Annotated in this window: 14 protein-coding genes; 1 reads left to right on the top strand and 13 read right to left on the bottom strand. The window is 38.6% G+C overall.

The window, feature by feature from the left end; genetic code table 11:
- Position 1: 1 nt before the first annotated feature.
- The 13 genes from ODE14_RS17605 to ODE14_RS17665 all read right to left on the bottom strand — a co-directional run bounded on the left by ODE14_RS17605 (position 2) and on the right by ODE14_RS17665 (position 17,609).
- Positions 2–1,111 carry a polysaccharide lyase family 1 protein gene (locus ODE14_RS17605; RefSeq protein ID WP_263602343.1) on the bottom strand — a complete coding sequence of 370 codons (1,110 nt, stop codon included), beginning with the start codon at positions 1,109–1,111 and terminating at the stop codon, positions 2–4.
- A 231-nt stretch (positions 1,112–1,342) separates the two neighbouring features.
- Entirely contained in the window at positions 1,343–1,681 is a 339-nt protein-coding gene (locus tag ODE14_RS17610) for a cupin domain-containing protein (protein WP_263602344.1), read from the bottom strand.
- 20 nt (positions 1,682–1,701) lie between these two features.
- Complete coding sequence (locus ODE14_RS17615) at positions 1,702–2,439, bottom strand: rhamnogalacturonan acetylesterase (RefSeq protein ID WP_263602345.1); 738 nt, start codon at positions 2,437–2,439, stop codon at positions 1,702–1,704.
- Positions 2,440–2,499: 60 nt separating this feature from the next.
- The gene (locus tag ODE14_RS17620; protein WP_263602346.1) at positions 2,500–3,483 is read right to left on the bottom strand and encodes a pectinesterase family protein; all 984 of its coding nucleotides are present in this window, start codon (positions 3,481–3,483) and stop codon (positions 2,500–2,502) included.
- 180 nt (positions 3,484–3,663) lie between these two features.
- Positions 3,664–4,572 carry an alpha/beta hydrolase gene (locus tag ODE14_RS17625; protein ID WP_263602347.1) on the bottom strand — a complete coding sequence of 303 codons (909 nt, stop codon included), beginning with the start codon at positions 4,570–4,572 and terminating at the stop codon, positions 3,664–3,666.
- A 36-nt stretch (positions 4,573–4,608) separates the two neighbouring features.
- The gene (locus ODE14_RS17630) at positions 4,609–6,276 is read right to left on the bottom strand and encodes a glycoside hydrolase family 28 protein (protein ID WP_263602348.1); all 1,668 of its coding nucleotides are present in this window, start codon (positions 6,274–6,276) and stop codon (positions 4,609–4,611) included.
- Position 6,277: 1 nt separating this feature from the next.
- A complete protein-coding gene (locus tag ODE14_RS17635) occupies positions 6,278–7,123 on the bottom strand; it encodes a rhamnogalacturonan acetylesterase (protein WP_263602349.1) in 846 nt (281 codons plus the stop codon).
- An 82-nt stretch (positions 7,124–7,205) separates the two neighbouring features.
- Positions 7,206–8,849, bottom strand: a complete 1,644-nt coding sequence (locus tag ODE14_RS17640; protein WP_263602350.1) for a glycoside hydrolase 43 family protein — start codon at positions 8,847–8,849, stop codon at positions 7,206–7,208.
- A gap of 54 nt (positions 8,850–8,903) precedes the next feature.
- On the bottom strand, positions 8,904–10,157 hold the full coding sequence (locus ODE14_RS17645) for a glycoside hydrolase family 105 protein (RefSeq protein ID WP_248394765.1): 1,254 nt from the start codon (positions 10,155–10,157) through the stop codon (positions 8,904–8,906).
- A gap of 45 nt (positions 10,158–10,202) precedes the next feature.
- Positions 10,203–11,615, bottom strand: coding sequence for a polysaccharide lyase family 1 protein (locus tag ODE14_RS17650; protein WP_263602351.1), 1,413 nt, complete (start codon positions 11,613–11,615; stop codon positions 10,203–10,205).
- Positions 11,616–11,646: 31 nt separating this feature from the next.
- The gene (locus ODE14_RS17655; protein ID WP_263602352.1) at positions 11,647–12,669 is read right to left on the bottom strand and encodes a pectinesterase family protein; all 1,023 of its coding nucleotides are present in this window, start codon (positions 12,667–12,669) and stop codon (positions 11,647–11,649) included.
- Positions 12,670–12,745: 76 nt separating this feature from the next.
- A complete protein-coding gene (locus tag ODE14_RS17660) occupies positions 12,746–14,581 on the bottom strand; it encodes a RagB/SusD family nutrient uptake outer membrane protein (protein WP_263602353.1) in 1,836 nt (611 codons plus the stop codon).
- A 10-nt stretch (positions 14,582–14,591) separates the two neighbouring features.
- Entirely contained in the window at positions 14,592–17,609 is a 3,018-nt protein-coding gene (locus ODE14_RS17665) for a SusC/RagA family TonB-linked outer membrane protein (protein WP_263602354.1), read from the bottom strand.
- An 850-nt stretch (positions 17,610–18,459) separates the two neighbouring features.
- Between ODE14_RS17665 and kduI the strand changes: the two genes are divergently transcribed.
- Positions 18,460–19,296 (top strand): 5-dehydro-4-deoxy-D-glucuronate isomerase, encoded by an 837-nt coding sequence (gene kduI, locus ODE14_RS17670; RefSeq protein WP_263602355.1) that lies wholly within the window; start codon positions 18,460–18,462, stop codon positions 19,294–19,296.
- Positions 19,297–19,303: the final 7 nt, after the last annotated feature.

The raw sequence follows: 19,303 nt of genomic DNA on the forward strand, positions 1-19,303 counted from the left end.
CCTAAAAAGTATCGCAGATATTTCCGCTTAATGTGGCTCCTGCTTTTGCCGTTACATCAGATTTTACATCAGAAGCATTAAGTTTATTGACGGAATAGGGTGGGGTAAATGCAGTCCCGCTTCCGGATGTATTTCCGGTTACGTTCACAAAACTGTTTCCTGTTTGTGTTACGGCGGTATAACCCGTCATGAGATTGATCGGTTCTTTTACGTTTTCAAATACGTTTCTTTCCACCAGGATATTCGCCTGAACACCCGCAGCAATACATTTATTGCTTACCGAACTGTTGAAGTAGCTGTTAAGGATATGGATCTTTCCGTATCTTACCCTCGGCATACGTTCTCTGCATCCGGGTCCCCACCAGCATCTTACAAAGGTTACGTTCAGTTTGCCTGCATCTGCAGTAGCACCGTCACTTGAGCCGATCAGATTGGAAAAACGGTGATCGTCTGTCCCTCCGGATCCTCCGGGTTTAGGGGCTTTCAGATAATGAAATTTGGTGTAGGATACAGTGACGAAATCCGATTTGTTTTTAATATCGAAGTTTCCGTCTACGCCGTCCCGGAATTCACAGTGGTCGATCCATACATTTCGGCAGTCATCGAGAATCGCATTGTCCCAACCGTCGGTATCATATGCTCCCGGACCTTCAAAAATAAGGTTTCGGATGATGATATTGTTGCATCTTTTAATGTTGATGATCCCTGATCCGTCTTTGGTCTGGTTGGTGGAAACCAGTTTTGCGCCGCTGGCTCCATAGATGGTTTTGCCGCTCTGATCCTGAAAAGATAATCTGGCAGTAATCGTTATGGTTCCGGTAACTTTAATGACTTTTACCGCCGTATTTTCAATTGCCGATTTTAACTGAGCATAAGTTGACACCGTTGTTTCCGCAGCGGTTCCACCACCGGTTGTTCCGCCGTTTTGGGAAGCCCATCCCGGAGCAACACAGTTTGCCAATGGGACAATGGTATTTACGGACATTTCATTTTTTATTTCATTCGGATTATTCGCCAGGTCGGATTTTAGATCTTCCTGTCCGCAGCCTGTTAAAGCAAAAATTGAGCTCAGGGCTGCCGTGAGAATGGCAGCTTTTGTTTTTGTTTTCATAGTAGTAATTATTTGTTGTTGATTCAAATCAAAATTATTAATTTAATATTTAATTGTTTTATATTTTAAACTATCAATATTTATATAATTATAATGTTGATTATTTATATTGTTCAATCGGTTGCATATTATGTATTTAAAAATAATATTTTTTTGCGGCTTGAAACGATATAAAAATAGTTGAATTAACAGATGAACTACTCTGTAAACGATAGCAGTGCCCGGTAATTTTTATTTAATAAAATCTTCTCTGAAAGGCGCGAAAGCATCAATCAATTGTCCTTCTTCAAGACATCTTACCCTATGAAAAATATTGGGTTGGGCAAAAAAGCCGTCACCGGCCTTCAGTATTTTTGTTTCACCGTCAACGGTAACTTCAAATGTTCCCGAAGCAACATAGGTGATCTGTGAATGAAAATGCTGATGTAAAGCCCCTACTGCATCTTTTTCAAATTTCACAATCACCATCATGATCTGTGAATTGTAGCCCACAAATTGTCTTGAAACGCCGGCTCCCAAGTTTTCCCATTCGGAATTGCCATCGAAAAAAGGCTCTTTTTTAAAATTCATTTCAGATATTTTTATTGATATTATTTGATAAATTTTTCCAGTCCGGTTTTCATGTTTTTCAAAGATTCAGCGGCAAGTTTCGCTTCCAGATCTGCTCCCAGTTTGGACAAGTGGGTATCGTCGTCTTTTCCTTTGGGATAATACGGCTCCTCACCTTCCTTAAAATGGAGGTGCAGCTTTTTAGAATTTTCGGGACCATAGGCAATTTCAAGCTGTTCTGTAAGCAGCTGCATATCTACGAAAGGAACATTCAGATCATTGGCAACCATTCTTACAACCAGAGGATATTCTTTGTGGGTATCTATCAATACACCGTTTTCGTTAAAATTTCTTCGTACAATAGAAGTCATTAAAATAGGAATGGCTCCTTTTGCTCTTGTTTCCTTTACGTATCTCTCCAGGTTGGCCCTGTATTGCGTGTACGGATTGGTAAATTTTGTAGAGTCTTTCATCTTCTGATCATTATGCCCGAACTGGATAATGACAAAATCTCCCTTTTTTAGCTGTTTTTCAATGGCAGCCCATCGTCCTTCCGTCCTGAAACTTTTAGAACTTCTTCCGTTCATCGCATGGTTCTGGATTTCGATACCTGTTGTAAAAAATTGGTTTAAAACCTGTCCCCATCCATGTTCGGGATTTTTATCCGGATTTTCTTTATTGGCCATGGTAGAATCACCGATAAGGAATAAAGTCGGCTTTTTCTGAGCCAGAATGAATGTTGAAATTACTATGCTAAACAGTAAAAATATTTTTTTCATTTTAAGATAAATTTAATTGGTTAAGGCAATTAAGAATTATATTTTATTACTCATTACTCATTACTCATTACTCATTACCATAATGGGGTTCCAACCACTAAAAATCTTTTCCAGGGTATAATTTTTCATATCTTTTTTAGTCAGCTGATGCGACCAGTTTACCCGTTTTGAGGTATTACCGCCTGCGCCTTTGCTTCCGAACTCTGCGTAATAAGCCGTCTTTTCTTTATCGGGAAACATCTGGTCTCCTTTCCACGGGTTCCAGCCTTCAGAAACAATATGACCTCCCATTTCGGTATTGATGAAAACCGTTTTGGCGTAAGGTCTCCAGGGTCTTCCAAGAAAAACTTTTGTAACACCTTCTTTTGCAATCAGCCTGCAATCAAAGAAAATAAAACCATATTTCCTGTCTTTTTCCGTTGCAGCAGCTGTGATATAAGAGTCGGTTAAACTTTTAATGGTACAGTTTTTAAAAACTGCTGTTGCCTGCCCGAAAATAAAATCGGTAGTACCTTCTATAAAACAGTTTTCAAAATACTGCCTGCTGTGATTTGTTGCACAATATACCGTATCCTGACACCCCAGAATATTTGAATTTTTGATGATAAAACGATCGCCTTCCACATGGAGTGCAACTGCCTGTCCTTCATTGCATGAAGAATTCTGAATCGTTAGATTGCTTATTTGTATATCATCACCCATCACCAGCAACGTATAAGAATTGAATGTCGTCATTTTTTCATTGAACGAATCCTGTTTTCCTGAGAAATCATTGTTGGTGATCATTGTATTGTCTTTATTTTCACCTTCTAACGTGATTTTATGTTTTGAAGATGAAATGACCACTTTTTCATTATATGTTCCTGATTTTATATAAATCAGTGCTTCTGCCGGACCAAGATCTCTTACGGAATTGATGGCTTTCTGAATGGATGTAAAATCGCCGCTTCCGTCTTTGGCAACGGTAATTTTGATATAAGGACCATTTCCGGCAAAAAGAAAATTTGCCATTGAGACAAGGAGAATTAAAAATAATTTTTTCATAAACTGATTTATTATTTTCTGACGCAAGATCTGTTTTATATTACCTGATTTTTAGATAGCAAGGACAAATAAATTTGCTTCGCGAAGCGATGACGATAGCTTCATAAAATCAACTTCTTGATTCGTTTTTGCTCACTAAAATATTTTTTTAATTAAATTAATTCCTTTGTGTTAAAATTATTATTTCAAAACTTTATCTAAAAAAGCAGCGGTAAGATTCAGGGTTTCCGTAAACCAGGGTTCTGCTGACCAGAAAGAGTGCAGCGAATCCTTAATCTCATGGAATTCTGTCTGAATATTATAATTTCTTAATTTATTCATCATATCGTCTCTGCCAGCATGAAACCGGGGTTGCGAACTATTAATAAAAAGGGTAGGAGGTGTATTTTTATCAACATACTTTAGAGGTGAAGCGGTTGTCCAGTTTTTCAAATTAACATCTCGGTCGCCATCCAGCCAGTACGCTGCGTAGGTACTTTCTTCAGCTTCAGGATGAATAAATGAAACAATTCCGTCCACATTCACGATGGCCTGGATTTTATTCTTTGATTTTACACCGACCAAGGTGGCCATTTGTGCTCCCGCAGACTCTCCGTACGCTGCTATTTTCCTTTTATCTAAAGCATATTTTTTATGATTTTTTTTCAGCCATTGAATTCCGGTTTCGATATCTTCCACACCGGCAGGAAATTTTGCGACATCTGCCAAGCGATAGCCGACAGCAATCACAACATATCCTTTTGAAGCGAGCTCCATGGCCATATATTTTTCATTTTCCTTGCTTCCTGAAATCCATCCGCCGCCGTGAACCATTGCAATTCCGGGATATTTTTTAGATTGATCTTTGGGATAATAAATATCTGCTTTTAAAGAAATTCCGTTGATATTCTTGTATTCTACGTCTTTATCAATAATGACATTTTGAGGAACCGGTCTTTCAATCGGGGTTAAAAAAGAATATTTCTTTTTAAGTTTTTCAAATGTAATTTCGTTGGTATAAGGAGTGGCATTCGGCCGTTTTACCTGTCCGAATGCCATGGTCCCCATTAAAAAAATAGAAATATAAGTATGTTTTATGCTAAAAATCATCCGCTTGTGGAGTTTTTATACTATTTAATTAATTAGTTATTTAACTGCATTTTTCGCTACATCTGCACCCACAGAAAGTAAACTCCTGTCAGACCCAATTTCTTTCGGCAGCAGGACTGCTCCGGTTTTATTTCCTAAGAGTTTTACGTAAGGTTTGTTTGCTGATTCAAATTTCACCGTTGAAAGGTTGATGTTTTTACTGTTGTAAATTGTTGCACCCGTTCCTTCTGTATATTTCAGCTTTACATTTTTAAGTTGAATTCCGTCTGCGTCTGCAATGGTTAATGCTTTTCGGGTATCAAACTGCGAATCTTCAATTACAATATTTTTAAGGTTCATTTCCGCAAGCCCGAATAAAGTTATGGCTTCATCAGAATTCACGGCATTGATATTTTTAAAGAAAATATTTCTGAATACCGGTGTTTTTTCCGTTACCGGAAAAACTTTTTCAGGGGTTTTGTTTTCTTCCTTTGTCTGCCCGTCTTCCAGCACAGGAGATGCGCCTTCGTAGAACATATTAAAACCGATCGTCTGTGTCGGGATGTTGATCATATCGATATTTTTAATGTAAATATTCTCCACAATTCCGCCTCTTCCGCGGGTTGTTTTGAAACGCAGGCCGATATCGGTACCGATAAAAGTACAATCGGAAACATGAATATTTCTTGCGCCGCCGGACATCTCGCTTCCTATCACAAACCCTCCGTGACCATGATACACCACATTATTTTTAATAATGACATTTTCAGTAGGCATTCCTCTTTTTCTTCCGTCTTCATCTTTTCCGGATTTGATGCAGATCGCATCATCACCAACATCAAACGTATTATCATAAATTAAAACATTTTTACATGATTCTAAATCTACACCGTCTCCGTTCTGGGAAAACCACGGATTCCTGACCGTAAGATTTCTTAGAATAACATTGGAGCACATCAGAGGATGGAGATTCCATGCCGGAGAATTCTGGAAAGTCGGCCCGTCCAGCAGGACTTTGTCACAGCCAACTAAGCTTACCATTACCGGTCTGAGAAAATCTTTTACGGTAATTAATTCATCTTTGGAAATTTTATCAGGAACATTAAAATTAGAGCTGCTTTCCAGTCCTTTTTTATAGCTTTCCGAAGGATACCAGTTTTTACCGTCCGCAGACAGAACGCCGCCGGATTTTACGATGTCTTTCCATTGAGATTCGGAAACTTTACTTTTTTTGATGGCTCTCCATGCGTCACCGCTTCCGTCGATCACGCCTTTTCCTGTAATGGCGATGTTCGTCGCATTTTTTGCTGAAATAGGAGACTGGCAGCGAATGGTGTTTAGCCCTTCAAAACTTACGTCCACCAAAGGATAATCGTTTTTATCTTTACTGAAAATAATGAACGCGCCTTCTTCCACATGAACATTGATATTGCTTTTAATCACAATCGGTCCTGTAAGCCACATTCCTCTCGGTACAACTAATTTACCGCCACCTTTTTTGCTTAATTCATCAATAGCTTTTCTGAAAGCCTCCGTATTTTTTACATTGCCTCCGGAAATTCCTCCGAACTGGGTAATAGAAACCGTATTGGCAGGAAATGAGGTTTCCGTTACATGAGGCATTTTAAACTCAATATTTTTATAAATATCCAGGTTTTGGGCAGATATCTGGCCTGAAAATAGTAAGGCTGCCGCCAAACCGATCATTTTTAAAGACTTCTTCATTTTATTTTTTTTGAGTTGTAATTATTTTTTTAAATTCCTGATAAACCAGCGAAGCAACCGCTTTTGCACCTTCCGGCTGAAAATGGGTATTGTCTTTCTGCCCTTTCGGATAAGCTTCGTATGTATTTTCAGGTAAATTCATAAAGTAATGATTCGTGGTGAAATCCTCTCCCTTACGGGTAAAGTATTCCATGGACAATTTATTTAAATCGATGTACGGAACGTTCATTTCCATCGCTACATCAATCGGAGCCTGCCAGTATTCACCATGAACATTTTGGAGTTTTCCGTCTTTCCACGGATAATTTCTGGCCACCGGTGTCAAAATAATGGGATTGGCCCCTTTTTGTTTTGTCTGGGTAACAAATAATCTTAAAAATTCTTTATACCCTTCAATATTTACATATCGCTCCGTATGCTTTTCAGAACTGTCGTTGTGACCAAACTGCATTAAGACATAATCTCCGGGCTTCAGGTGTTCATAAACGTATCTCCATCTTCCTTCCTGAAAAAAAGTTCTTGTGCTTCTTCCGCCATGCGCTCTGTCGATAACTGCCACAGAATCTGCTGTAATACCGGGCTTCAAATCCGGCAGGCTGTCTTTTTTAAAGAAGGGATGAAAAAGCTGTCCCCAACCGGTAATCGGATAGCGTGCTTTCATATAATCTTTTCCCGGTTCATAATCTCCCGTATAATCTGCCATGGTAGAATCGCCGATGAGGTAAATATGGGTAACTTTTTTATCGCGTTTTGCCGTTGTTTTCTGAACGCTGCTCTGTGAACTGCATCCTGACAACAGCAAAACGACTAATAAAAATGAAACTATATAAAAAAATTTGTTATTCATTGATTATAAAATATTTATATTGTAAATCCAAGGGCGCAAAATCAAAGATTTTTCGACAAATTTCCAGGGCGATTTAACAATTTTAATTTTTAGTTATTCTGAACCAGTCGAAATCGGCATAGCCGCCACGTGGTGCCTTAGCGCTACTTAAGCTATACAAACCGACTTTTGCACCGATCCATTTTCCGGGTTTTGCCTGAAAAACTTCTCCTATTTTCATAAAGCTTTTTCCGTTTTCACTATAGCTGAACTGGCATAAACCATTCGGTTCGCTCACATGTACTTTTAAATAGGCTTCGTTTCCGTTTAACTTTGTTTCAGCTAAAATTTTTTCCTCGCCGCCTTTCTCTGCTTTTTCAGCTTTTCTCAGTTGGATGTAAAATCCGTCCGGTTTATTGGTGATAACAAGGGAAGCATGATCCGTTCCCATAATCAATAATCCTGCAGTTTTTCCTTCTTTAGCTTCTTCAGGAATTAGTTTTACTTTCGTTGATGCTGTAAAATTTGGAGCCGGGAATTTCTGGGTTAATAAATTCGGGACATTCCAGAGATTTTTTTCGCCTTCGGGAACTTTTATGGAAAATAATCTTAAAAATTTCTGTCCCGGCAGTTTTGAAGACCACACAATGTTTTCATTGGCGCTCCATTGCCATTGCAGACCTAATTTTTCACCATCAAATTCATCTGTTTCCGGGGGAGTTATGATGGGGTAGGATTGCCCAACGTTTGGTTTTTTATACATTAAAACAGGCTCGCCAATTCCATTTTTATTGGTATCTATTCCCATTACAGGCCAGTCTTTTTCCCATTTCATCGGCTGGAGATGAATAATTCTTCCATAGGTGTCCACATCCTGAAAATGATAAAACCAATCTTCTCCGGAAGGCGTATCTACCCAGGCTCCCTGATGAGGCCCGTTGATTTTTGTAGAACCCTGTTCAAGAACAATTTTTTCTTCGTAAGGGCCATAAATATTTTTCGACCGTAGTACCAGCTGCCAACCTGTAGCCACCCCGCCGGCCGGAGCAAAAACGTAGTAATAACCGTTTCTTTTGTACATTTTCGGACCTTCTACGGTTGGGTGCTTGTCGTGGCCGTCAAAGATATGAATCCCTTTGTCCAATACTTTTGTACCTTCCGGATTCATAGTATTTAAGGTTAATATGCTTTTCACTCCGGCACGGCTTCCCGCCCATCCGTGAATCAGATAAGCATTGCCGTCTTCGTCCCAGAACGGACAGGCGTCAATCAGGCCTTTTCCTTCCATAACCAAAACAGGTTTTTCCCATTTTTTCAGCGGATCTTTGGTTTTAACCATATAAATCCCGAAATCCGGATCGCCCCAGTAAATATAAAATTCACCTTTATGAAAACGTATGCTTGGTGCCCAGATTCCGTCGCCTCTTTTCGGAACGGAGAAATGTTTGGCGGGCAAAACATCTTCAACGGCATAATTGACCAAATTCCAGTTGACCATATCCTTGGAATGAAGAATGGGTAATCCTGGGGCTTCGTTAAAGCTTGAAGCGGTCATATAGTAATCATTACCGACACGAATTACATCCGGATCTGAGTAATCTGCGTGGAGAATCGGGTTTTTATAGTTTTTTCCCAGATCAGCCGTCCACACTTCGGAAACATATTTTTTTTCCTGTGCATTCAGATAATTCGATGCTATCGAAAAAACAGTGACTGAAAGTATATTTAAAATTTTTTTTGTCTTCATAATCAGATTTAATCTGTCTTTATTTAACGCAGGGAGCGCAAACTGTTTAACAAATTACTTTTCAAATTCCAGACTTGCCAGAATGAATGGTCCGGTTCCTTTCGGATCGTTGGACCGGATTTCTTCGTTAATATAATATTCGTAGGAACCGCTTCGGTATGGATTTCCTCCAAGACCTGCAACGGCGCAGCATCTGTTTAGATTTACCATTCCGTTTTCATCGACAGTAATTAAATTTTTAAGAATGCCTTCGTACCCTTTTTTAGCAAATTTTTTATAGGATTTCGGAAGATAATTTTTGTTAACGGATTTCATCATGGTGTAAACAAACATGGATGAACCGGTAGCTTCCAGATAATTTCCTTTTTCGCCGCCTTTATCCAAAACCTGATACCACAATCCTGTTTCGCGATCCTGAACTTTAATGACAGCGTCACAATATGATTTCAGATAAGAAAGCAATCTTACTCTTCCGGGATGATTCTGTGGAAGGTAATCTAATACATCAACGATTGCCATACCGTACCAACCCATTGCTCTGGACCAGAAGTTCGGGGAAAGTCCGGTTTTCTTATCGGCCCACTGTTGTTCTCTGCTTTCATCCCATGCATGATAGAGTAGCCCTGTTTTTTTGTCGAGCAGATGTTTCTGGATAAGATCAAACTGATTCACGATGTCGTTATACGCTTTTTCTGCATCCGCACCTTTGCTGAATATGTTGGTATAATGAGCATAGAATGGCTCACCCATGTACAATCCATCCAGCCACATCTGATTAGGGTAAATTTTTTTGTGCCAGAAGCCTCCTTCTGAAGTTCTCGGCTGTCCGTCAATCTGAGAACGGAGGGTCTGTAATGCTGTCAGATATTTCTCTTTCTTTTCTTTCTGGTATAAATACAAAAGAACGTTGCCGCAGTTCAGCATGTCGATATTGTATTTTGAAAGATCGTATGAAAGAATACTTCCGTCTTCTTTTATCATGGTTTCTCCAAACGTAGAAATGTATTGATAATATTCTTGATTGCCGGTTTTTTCAAATATTCTTTCGGCACCTTCCAGGACGATAGCGGTAGGATAGCTCCATTTCGGAGTTTTGTTATAATCAAGCATCCAGGCTTCGGGAAATCTTTTCATTTCGGAAAGAAGCATTCGCTGTGACCACGGAAGATCAACCGGGATTTTTTCTGTTGTGGTTACTGTTTTTGCTTCACCGGAATTGTGTAAGGCTTTTTGAGCGCATGAGAAGAAAATTCCTGAACATAAAGCGGTAATGGCGTAAATTTTAATATGATTCTGAATAAAATTCATTCTTTTTAATATTTTAAATTGATTACACTTTAGTTTTTATGGACATTAATTTTGTGCTTCGGTTATCCTTTGTACAATATCATTAAAATACATTTCAATGTTATCGTAGTTTTTATCTAAATCTCTTCCGTTGGCATTGTATGTTTTGGGATCCAGTTTGTTTCTGATTTCCCATTCATCGGGCATTCCGTCCATATCTGAATCAATAATCGGCTCTCCGGTTTTCAGATCCGGAAATCCGCCTGCATCTTTCTGGGAATCTATAATTCCGTTTGTACTTCCTTTTGAACCCTGATGTGTAAAACTTCCGTTTTTAATATCTTTTAAAATCTGAAGATCAATAATATCTCTTACAAGACTCGATCCTCCAATTTTCAAGATCCTGTCATAAGCTTCTTTTGAAGAGTGGGTTTTTACATTATTCGATATATTATGTGGACGGATTATTCTGATTGTATTTTTGTCTTCGTCTGTTAAGTTGTAACGGTTCATCTGGCTGAATACGCCTTCTGTCCAGTTGTCTTCGGTGACTTCCGAACTGCCTTCCATCACATTTCCATTTATATAGTATTTTCCCCAGATATTATATACTTCGGCTTCCGGCTTTTCATTTTTATCAATAGCGGCAATTCTTTTTCTCGTCATCGTGGCCGGACCTGGCTTATAATAATTATTGACGATATTCACATTCATTCCTTCGCCGCCATACAGGCTGTTGTGTCCCCAGTTGTAAATGACATTATTTCTGAAATCGGTAAGGTCTGTTAAAGCAAATTTGCTTCCTGCATATTCTCCCAGTCTGGGATTTCTGCTGTCATGATGGGCATAAACATTATGATGAAAAGACGCAAACCTTCCACCTGCTATGCCACCATATCCGTGAGCACCTTTCTGATGAACCGAATTTCGAAGGCTTTCTGCAATAATGCACCACTGAAGCGTTGTGTTTTCATTGGCATAGATCGAAACTGTTTCGTCGGTAGACCAGCTCATGGAACAGTGGTCAACGATTAAGTTTTTAATAAACCTTGCTCCTAAAGCATCACCTTCATAGTTTTTCAGATCGCCCATTCTGAAACGCATATACCGGATAATGACGTTGTCTGCTGCTACAAAAGTTTCGTAGTTGGCTACTGTGATGCCGTCTCCCGGAGCGGTTTGTCCGGCAATGGTTACATTTCCTTCCCGTATTTTTAACGGAGATTCCAGGTAAATGGTTCCTCCGGTTCTGAAAATAATATATCTCGGGCCTTTTTGATCCAGGGCATATCTTAAAGTTCCTTCGGAGCCGTCGTCGGTTAATTTTGTTACGAAATAAACTTTACCGCCGCGTCCTCCGGTGGTATATCTTCCGAAACCTTCAGCACCCGAAAAGCTAATGACATTCTGGGCTTCAGCAACATTTGAAATGCCACAAAAAATAGCTGTTAGTAAAAGTATGCAGAAGTTTTTTGTCATAACTGAGCATATTTGTTGATGAACGGCTGGATTATTTTAAATTTTTTTTGAAATTCCAGTTATCTTTTCCTTTTAGAATATTGCCTGGGGTATATTCTTTTGCTTCGGTCTGGGTGAGCTGATGTGACCAGCTGACTCTTGAGACATGATTAGCTCCTGGACCTTTTGAATGATATTCTGCGTAAAAAGCCGTTTTTTCGGCATCCGGTTTATTCCAGTTGTGCCATCCTTCAGGTTTTATCGTTGAATTGAGCATACAGTTGATATAAACCGTTTTGGCGAAAGGTCTCCATGGTCTTCCGAGGTATACGGAATGTTCTTTTGCATTGCCTGCAATGTTACAATTAATAAATACGAACCCGAAGCTGTTTTCCTTTGGGGTAGACGCTGCGGTTATATAGCTTGCGGTTTCTTTGGAATAGATCATGCAGGTTTCAAAAACAGCGGTCCCTGCTCCGAAGATATAGTCAGTTGTTCCTTCGATATAGCAATTTTTAAAATAATTTCTTGAAGGTTGGGTTTTATCTTCAAGATCCTGTGCTCCTTTTAAATATAAGGTGTCCTGATTTCCGAGGAACCTGCAGTTTTCAAAAGCAATTCTGTCACCTACCGTTAAAACTGCTACAGCTTGTCCCACTTTTCCGGAACTGTTTTTAAACGAGATATTTTTGGCTGTGAAATCGTCGGCATATATAAAAAGGGTAGCAGAACCTGTGGTTCCGATATCTTTTCCTTCCTGATTTTTTTTAGAGGCAAAATCATTAAAGGTTATTAAAGTATTTTCAGGATTTTCTCCTTCTAAAATAATTTCTCCTTTCGTTTCAGGAATGATGATTTTTTCTTCATAAATTCCTTTTTTAATAATGATTTTTGTTCTCCGGGAAGAATTGTTTTCAATGGCATCCACAGCTTTTTGAATGGTAGTAAAATTACCTTTTCCGTCTTTTGAAACCACGATCAGTCGGTCGGCAGTTTTAAAAGAAAGAAAATTAAATATTGCTGTGAGAATCATTAAAAATACTTTCAGATTTTTAAAGAATGGGGAGCTTTTCATTAAATCATTTTTAGTTAAAATACAGACTTCCGCTTTTGGCAGAAGCCTGTATTCTGATATGAATGTGAAACTTTTTCTAATATCCGTAATCCTGTGTAAGATTATAATTGGAGTTGATTACATCTGCTGCAATGGGCAGAAGTTCCTTCCTGTTCGCCTGGAAATAATAAGCATAACTTTTCACGGGATCTCCGCTGATGTAGGACTGTGTCATGGCCAGCCTCCAGTTTACTTTTGTATATCCTGATGGTGTTGCAACACTTTGATTAGGACTGTAGAATACATCGGCTTTTGCAATTCCGTTGAGATAGAAATCAATATCCAGAACATTCTGCTGTGCTGTTTTTGCAGGTGCATAATTGGCAACGCCGCTAGCAGGTTTTTTATAGAAAATATATTCCGGTACGTTGGTATAAGCTCCCGTTCCGTTCATAAACTGGGTAAGTTTCTGTCTGGTTTCATTGATTTTTGTTTCCAGAAGATTCCAACGGATGAGATCGTATTTTCTTAATCCTTCACCTCCGAATTCCAGCATTCTTTCTTTTACGATATAATTAAAAAATCCGGGCTTGTCTGTAGGAATGGTTCCAACCTGGCCTAAATTTCCTGCATAAGCTCTTTGTCTTACGGCCATCACAGCATTGATAGCTTCCTGGGACGGACCGTTATGCAGCTCATTATCGGCTTCCGCAAACATGAGAAGAATATCGGAATATCGTAACAGAGGCCAGTCGATTCCCAGGTTTTGGGAAGTTCCCGTGATGGAAGTCCACGATTTTCTGAATTTACCGTCGTTCCAGTTGATTGATGTCTGGAGTTCTTCCTGTTTTAAAGTACTTACCCTGAAAATAGCAATATTAACATCTCTTCTTACATCATATTTGGTAAACTCATAAAAATAAACCGGAATGGCATTGATCCCTCCTGAAGATTTCCAGTCTGTGTCATCATGTCTTAAACCATTATAATATCCGATTTTACTGTCTGTTCTTGAGTTCCCTCCGAATGCTCCGATCGCATAAATGATTTCATTGGTGGTATCCGGACTGTTGGTATGCAATGATCTGAATAATCCTTCATAGCTTGGATTAAGCTGGTGCTGCCCGGAATTGATGATGTCTTTACATTCGTCATAAGCAATCTGATAATATTTTTGAGGATTAGATCCCTGCATCATCATCTGTGGATTTCTTCTCAACGAATATCCCGCTCTTGCTAATGCGATTCTCGCTCTTAAACCTTTTACGGCAGCCTTCGAAATTCTTTGTGGAGTAGTACCTCCTTCTGATCTCCATGGCACGAGGCTTTCCGCTTTTAATAAGTCATCCAGAATTTTATCATAAATGATATCTCTGTCTGTTTTGGCCAGGTAAAGATCGGGAAGATCTGCAGAAGGAACATCCTGAAAAGGAACGTCACCCCAGTTTTTAATAAGATCATGATAAAAGTGTGCTCTTAAAGTAAGGGCTTCCCCCAGATACCTGTTCATCATTTTTTTATCCGCTTCAGAACCTGTCTGGAAAACCGGAGAAAGCGGAATATTTTTGATGACGAGATTCGCTCTTTCAATACCGGCATAGGTATCCAGAAAAGGTCTAAGAAGTTCAGTATTGGTAGGAATGGCACCGAAGCAGCTAACGCCTCTCCTGTCATTGGCATTGTAATCTCCTGAAGTTCTCATATCATCTCCCGATTGCGAAAGGATAAGATTCATTCTCTGTCCGTATGTATTGTCACCCATTGTGCTGTTATACACTCCTACCAATGCAGAGAAGGTGTCAGAAACTGAATCAAACTGTTGTTTTTCAGCAGTATTGGATAAGCTTTCTACGTCCAGATACTCTTCGCAGGAATTAAAAGATAAAAGTCCTGCAATGGAAAAAACGATTATTAAAAATGTATTTTTTTTCATAATAGTAAGATTAAAAAGTGATATCAACTCCCGATAAAATGAATCTGCTTCGCGGATAAGCGGCATAATCTACACCAGGTGTTAAAGGATTTCTTCTTGTATTGGCTTCCGGATCATATCCTGAATATCCTGTAATGGTAAATACATTATTCATGGTGAAATATAATCTGAAATTGGAGAGTCCTAGTTGTTTGGTAAAGTCTTTTCCAAGAGAATACCCTATGGTCAGGTTATTCAGACGAAGGAAAGAGCCGTCCTCAATAGCGTACGAATGAAGGAAATAAGCACCTGCCGGCGGAGTCCACATAGTCGTATTGGCGTTCAGTGCAGCTAAAGCATTAGGATCATTTACTTTTACCCCGTTATCATCAAACCATCTCCAGCGGTCAGCAACTTCAGCAAGCATATTGTTGTCCCTGTAAAGGTATTGGGTAGAATATTCGATTTTGTTGGCATTGTAAACTTTGTTTCCAACTGAGAAATTGAACATTACACTCATATCCCAGTTTTTGTAACGGAACGTCTGGTTAAATCCGCCATAGAATTTTGGCTGTGCACTTCCGAGGTCGGTCATGTCATTGTTATCAATTACACCATCTCCGTTGAGGTCTTCCAGTTTCAGGTCTCCTGGCTGTACAGGTCTTGCTCCGTTGGCGGCGGCTGCAGAACTTGCGATTCCTGCTTTCAGGGTATAAGCCTGGGTTGTTGGGTTATAATCAAAATCATTTATTTCATACCTTCCGGCGGTTACATATCCCCAGTAAGTACCAACGGGCTTGCCTACCTGTACTAAGAAATCATTGAGGTTATTCTGCCATCCGGAAGGAAACAGGTAGTAGTTGGAACTTGCAGAGGCACTGTTTCCTAAGCTTTTGATGGTATTTCTGTTGGATGAAATGTTAGCATCAATTTTCCAGGTAAAGTTATCATTGTTGATGATGGTACTTCCTACTGAAACTTCAATTCCTTTGTTGGTTGTGCTGCCGGAATTCTGGTATTGGTATTCGTAACCTGTTGTCTGCGGAATTTTCGCCAGTAAAAGAAGATCTTTCGTATCGGTTTGGTAAACATCAACGGAACCATAAACTTTTCCTTTAAACAAGCCAAAATCCAATCCTGCATTTTTTGAAGTCGCGGATTCCCATTTAACATTTTTATTAGCCATGATATTACCTGTGGTTGCTCCAGGGGTTACATTTGTTCCGAAAGCATAACCGTAGTCAGATGACGTGGTAAAAAAAGTATCATAAAGGAAAGCTTTAATTCTGTTGTTTCCGGAAAGACCATATCCCGCTCTCAGCTTCAGTTCGCTGATAACACGGCTTTCTTTCAGGAAATTTTCTTCATTGATCTTCCATGCAACGGAAGCTGCGGGAAAATATCCCCATCTGTTTCCGGGACCGAATACACTTGATCCGTCTGCCCTCATGGAAGCTGTTACAATATATTTGTTTTTGAAGATATAATTGGCTCTTCCGAAAAACGATACGATTCTGTCCGGCAGCAATTCTGTTCTTGGATTATCCTGAACCAACCCTGAAGGCGGACTGGCCGACTGGATGTTGGCAAATGCTTCCTGAGGACTGATTGATTTCGGAAGCCATTTGATATTCATTGATAACGATTCGGCATCGGTTTTTACAGTTTCCTGTCCTAAAAGAAAATCTACTTTATGACTGCCGTATGTTTTCCTGAAATTTAAAGTATTGGTATTGGTAATTCTTCTTGATTGAGCTTTGCTTAAAAATACGACAGGTTGATCATTATTCTGTCTTGCGAGACTGGTAACCACACCCGAAAACTGATTTACGGATTCGTCTCGCTGCACGTATCCTATAACACTACGGAAGGTAAAATTTTTATTGATCCTGTATTCAATGACACCATTCAATAAAAGATCATTTCTGCCGTTTTCTTTCACTTCATTATCAGCAAGGATGAGAGGGTTTACAAGGTTGGTTTCATTCGCAAATAAAGGATCAAACTCATCAATGTTTTGAGCGGGTCCTCCCTCAAAAGGTTGATATCTTACTGCATTTCTCAATCGGTTGGTACTTTGTGATCCTGTTGCGGAAGTTCCGGCACCGTAGATGGTCTGTCTGCTGTATCTTGCATTGAGCGTCATGCTCAGCTTTTTGGAGAGATCATAATCATATTTGAAATTGGCCATATTTCTCTTAAATCCCGATCCAATCATGATTCCGTCTTCCTGAACATTATTTAATGACAATGAAAAAGAAGAATTTTCAGACCCTCCCGTAACAGCAATATTATGCGTGAAGTTGAAAGCTTCTCTTCCAAAAACCTCATCCTGCCAGTCTATCTTCTTAATATTTCCATAGTTTTTTCCGATGTCCTGAAAACTTCCGTATCTCGTATTAAAGGCATCAATGTCCGTTTGTACACCCCCTTTATTGTAGATTTCATACTGATACAATACATACTGATACGGATCCAGCACATTAATTGTATTCTGGATCGATCGTACTCCTAAAAATCCGTTATAATTGATAGATGTTTTTGCCCTTTTACGACCGCCTTTTGTGGTGATCAGGACAACCCCATTTGCTCCTCTGGCTCCATAAATACTGGTAGAAGAAGCATCTTTTAGAACTTCAATAGACTCAATTTCTTTCGGAGATAATATTGTCAAAGCATTGTCCATCTGAACTCCGTCAACAATATACAGGGGAGCATTGCTGCCGGTAATGGAGTTTCCTCCTCTGATCACGATATCAACGTCTGCTCCCGGAGATCCTTCGCTCAGGGAAACCTGCACACCGGCAAGTCTTCCCTGGATGGCTTCTGCAGCATTGTTGGATGGCATATCCTTTATAGCTTCCGCTTTTACTGAAGAAACGGCATTGGTAACATCCTTTTTAGAAACCTTGGTGTATCCTACCAGGACTACTTCATCAATATTGGTTTCTTTATCCTTTTTGGTTTCTTTTTCTTGAGCCATAGCAAGGACAGGAAGTAGAAAGGCAGTTAGGTATAACCACTTTACTGATTGTACTTTTTTATCCATTTTGTATCCTTATAGTTTTAATTTTGGTTGAAAGTTTTTTTCAATTTTTGTTTTGTGGTGGATTTTTAAGTATTCTATTTTTTAGTGGAAAATATTTTCAAAAAATTAACGCTTATCATTGTGCAATCGATTGCGTAATTTTTCATGACAAATATCTTGGCTTCTAAACTAATATTATTTTCCAATATGCAAAGAAAAAAATATTATTTTTTCATTAATTCAGGTTTGAAGCTTATTCATTTTAAAGTAACAGTAATTAAAATAAGTTATTTAAAATGCTGTAATATAGTGTTTTATATAATTTGTGTTAAAAAATGACGTTGATAAAAAAATAATAAAAAAAATTATTGCTGATTAATTTTTAGCTTAAAATTTAATTAAAATCGCTGAGTTTTTGAAGTAAAATATTTACCAAAATTGAATGTAAGAAATGGGATTTCAGATTTTTTACTGATTTTTATCATCTTTTCATGTGCTGTAATTCAATAAGATTATTTACAATTTAATCAAACTTAAATATTGAATTGTATGAATTTTGTTTTTTTAATATTAATTCATAAAAACTCATTACATATGTTCAGTTTTTTTAAATTATAAATGTTACTGTTTAATATTTTGGGTGATTATCTCAATTCTAAAAAATTGTTTTTATTCTAGAATTGCTTACTTTAATTATACTTTATTAACTCATAATCAGTTTTTTATAAATTTAAATTAAATTTTTGTTAAGGATTTAAAGAATAGTTATATATTTATCCCCATAAGTATTTCTAAAGATTTTTAGTGTAATTTATGCAATCGATTACGCAATGTTTAACTGGTTTTGATAAAACCGCAAAAAATAAGAAGTATGCAAAAATCAGAATTTCGCTACGCCCATCACCCTGACGATGTAAGAAAATATACAACAGAAGATCTCAGGAGGGAGTTTCTGATCGATGATCTATTTAATGAAGACGAGATAAAATTAGTCTATTCTATGTATGACAGACTGATTGTAGGAGGCGTGATGCCCTCAACAAAAGCTTTAAAACTGGAGCCTACCGACGATCTGAAAGCGCAGCATTTTCTTGACAGAAGAGAATTGGGGATTATCAACGTTGGCGGAGCCGGAAGAATAACAGTAGATGGTGAAGTATATGAACTTAACAACAAAGAAGCTTTATACATAGGAAAAGGCGCGAAAGAAGTGATTTTTGAAAAAGCGGGTGATGCACAATCCTACTTTTACATCAATTCCGCTCCGGCACATCATAGTTACCCGAATAAAAAGATCACGAAAAATGAAGCTGAAATCGTAGAACTAGGTGAAGAAAAGTATGCTAACAAGCGCACCATAAATAAACTCATTGTAAATTCTGTGTTGGAAACCTGTCAACTGCAAATGGGAATGACGGAACTTCATCCGGGAAGCGTTTGGAACACAATGCCTGCACATACTCATGCTAGAAGAATGGAAGCTTATTTCTATTTTGATCTTGAAGAAGGGCAGACGGTAAGCCACTTCATGGGACAGCCCCACGAAACCCGTCATATCTTTATGACCAACAGACAGGCTGTTTTGTCCCCGGAATGGTCTATCCATTCAGGAGTTGGAACCTCCAATTATACTTTTATATGGGGAATGGCTGGCGAAAATATGGATTACGGTGATATGGATGGTATCAAAACAAACGAACTAAAGTAATTTTTCA

The organism is Chryseobacterium sp. PET-29 (assembly GCF_025736815.1).
GTDB classification, from domain to species: domain Bacteria; phylum Bacteroidota; class Bacteroidia; order Flavobacteriales; family Weeksellaceae; genus Chryseobacterium; species Chryseobacterium nepalense.

Coding starts and splice junctions, on each gene's coding strand:
- ODE14_RS17605 (WP_263602343.1), bottom strand. CDS start 1,111: ATGAAAACAAAAACAAAAGCTGCCATTCTCACGGCAGCCCTGAGCTCA.
- ODE14_RS17610 (WP_263602344.1), bottom strand. CDS start 1,681: ATGAATTTTAAAAAAGAGCCTTTTTTCGATGGCAATTCCGAATGGGAA.
- ODE14_RS17615 (WP_263602345.1), bottom strand. CDS start 2,439: ATGAAAAAAATATTTTTACTGTTTAGCATAGTAATTTCAACATTCATT.
- ODE14_RS17620 (WP_263602346.1), bottom strand. CDS start 3,483: ATGAAAAAATTATTTTTAATTCTCCTTGTCTCAATGGCAAATTTTCTT.
- ODE14_RS17625 (WP_263602347.1), bottom strand. CDS start 4,572: ATGATTTTTAGCATAAAACATACTTATATTTCTATTTTTTTAATGGGG.
- ODE14_RS17630 (WP_263602348.1), bottom strand. CDS start 6,276: ATGAAGAAGTCTTTAAAAATGATCGGTTTGGCGGCAGCCTTACTATTT.
- ODE14_RS17635 (WP_263602349.1), bottom strand. CDS start 7,123: ATGAATAACAAATTTTTTTATATAGTTTCATTTTTATTAGTCGTTTTG.
- ODE14_RS17640 (WP_263602350.1), bottom strand. CDS start 8,849: ATGAAGACAAAAAAAATTTTAAATATACTTTCAGTCACTGTTTTTTCG.
- ODE14_RS17645 (WP_248394765.1), bottom strand. CDS start 10,157: ATGAATTTTATTCAGAATCATATTAAAATTTACGCCATTACCGCTTTA.
- ODE14_RS17650 (WP_263602351.1), bottom strand. CDS start 11,615: ATGACAAAAAACTTCTGCATACTTTTACTAACAGCTATTTTTTGTGGC.
- ODE14_RS17655 (WP_263602352.1), bottom strand. CDS start 12,669: ATGAAAAGCTCCCCATTCTTTAAAAATCTGAAAGTATTTTTAATGATT.
- ODE14_RS17660 (WP_263602353.1), bottom strand. CDS start 14,581: ATGAAAAAAAATACATTTTTAATAATCGTTTTTTCCATTGCAGGACTT.
- ODE14_RS17665 (WP_263602354.1), bottom strand. CDS start 17,609: ATGGATAAAAAAGTACAATCAGTAAAGTGGTTATACCTAACTGCCTTT.
- kduI (WP_263602355.1), top strand. CDS start 18,460: ATGCAAAAATCAGAATTTCGCTACGCCCATCACCCTGACGATGTAAGA.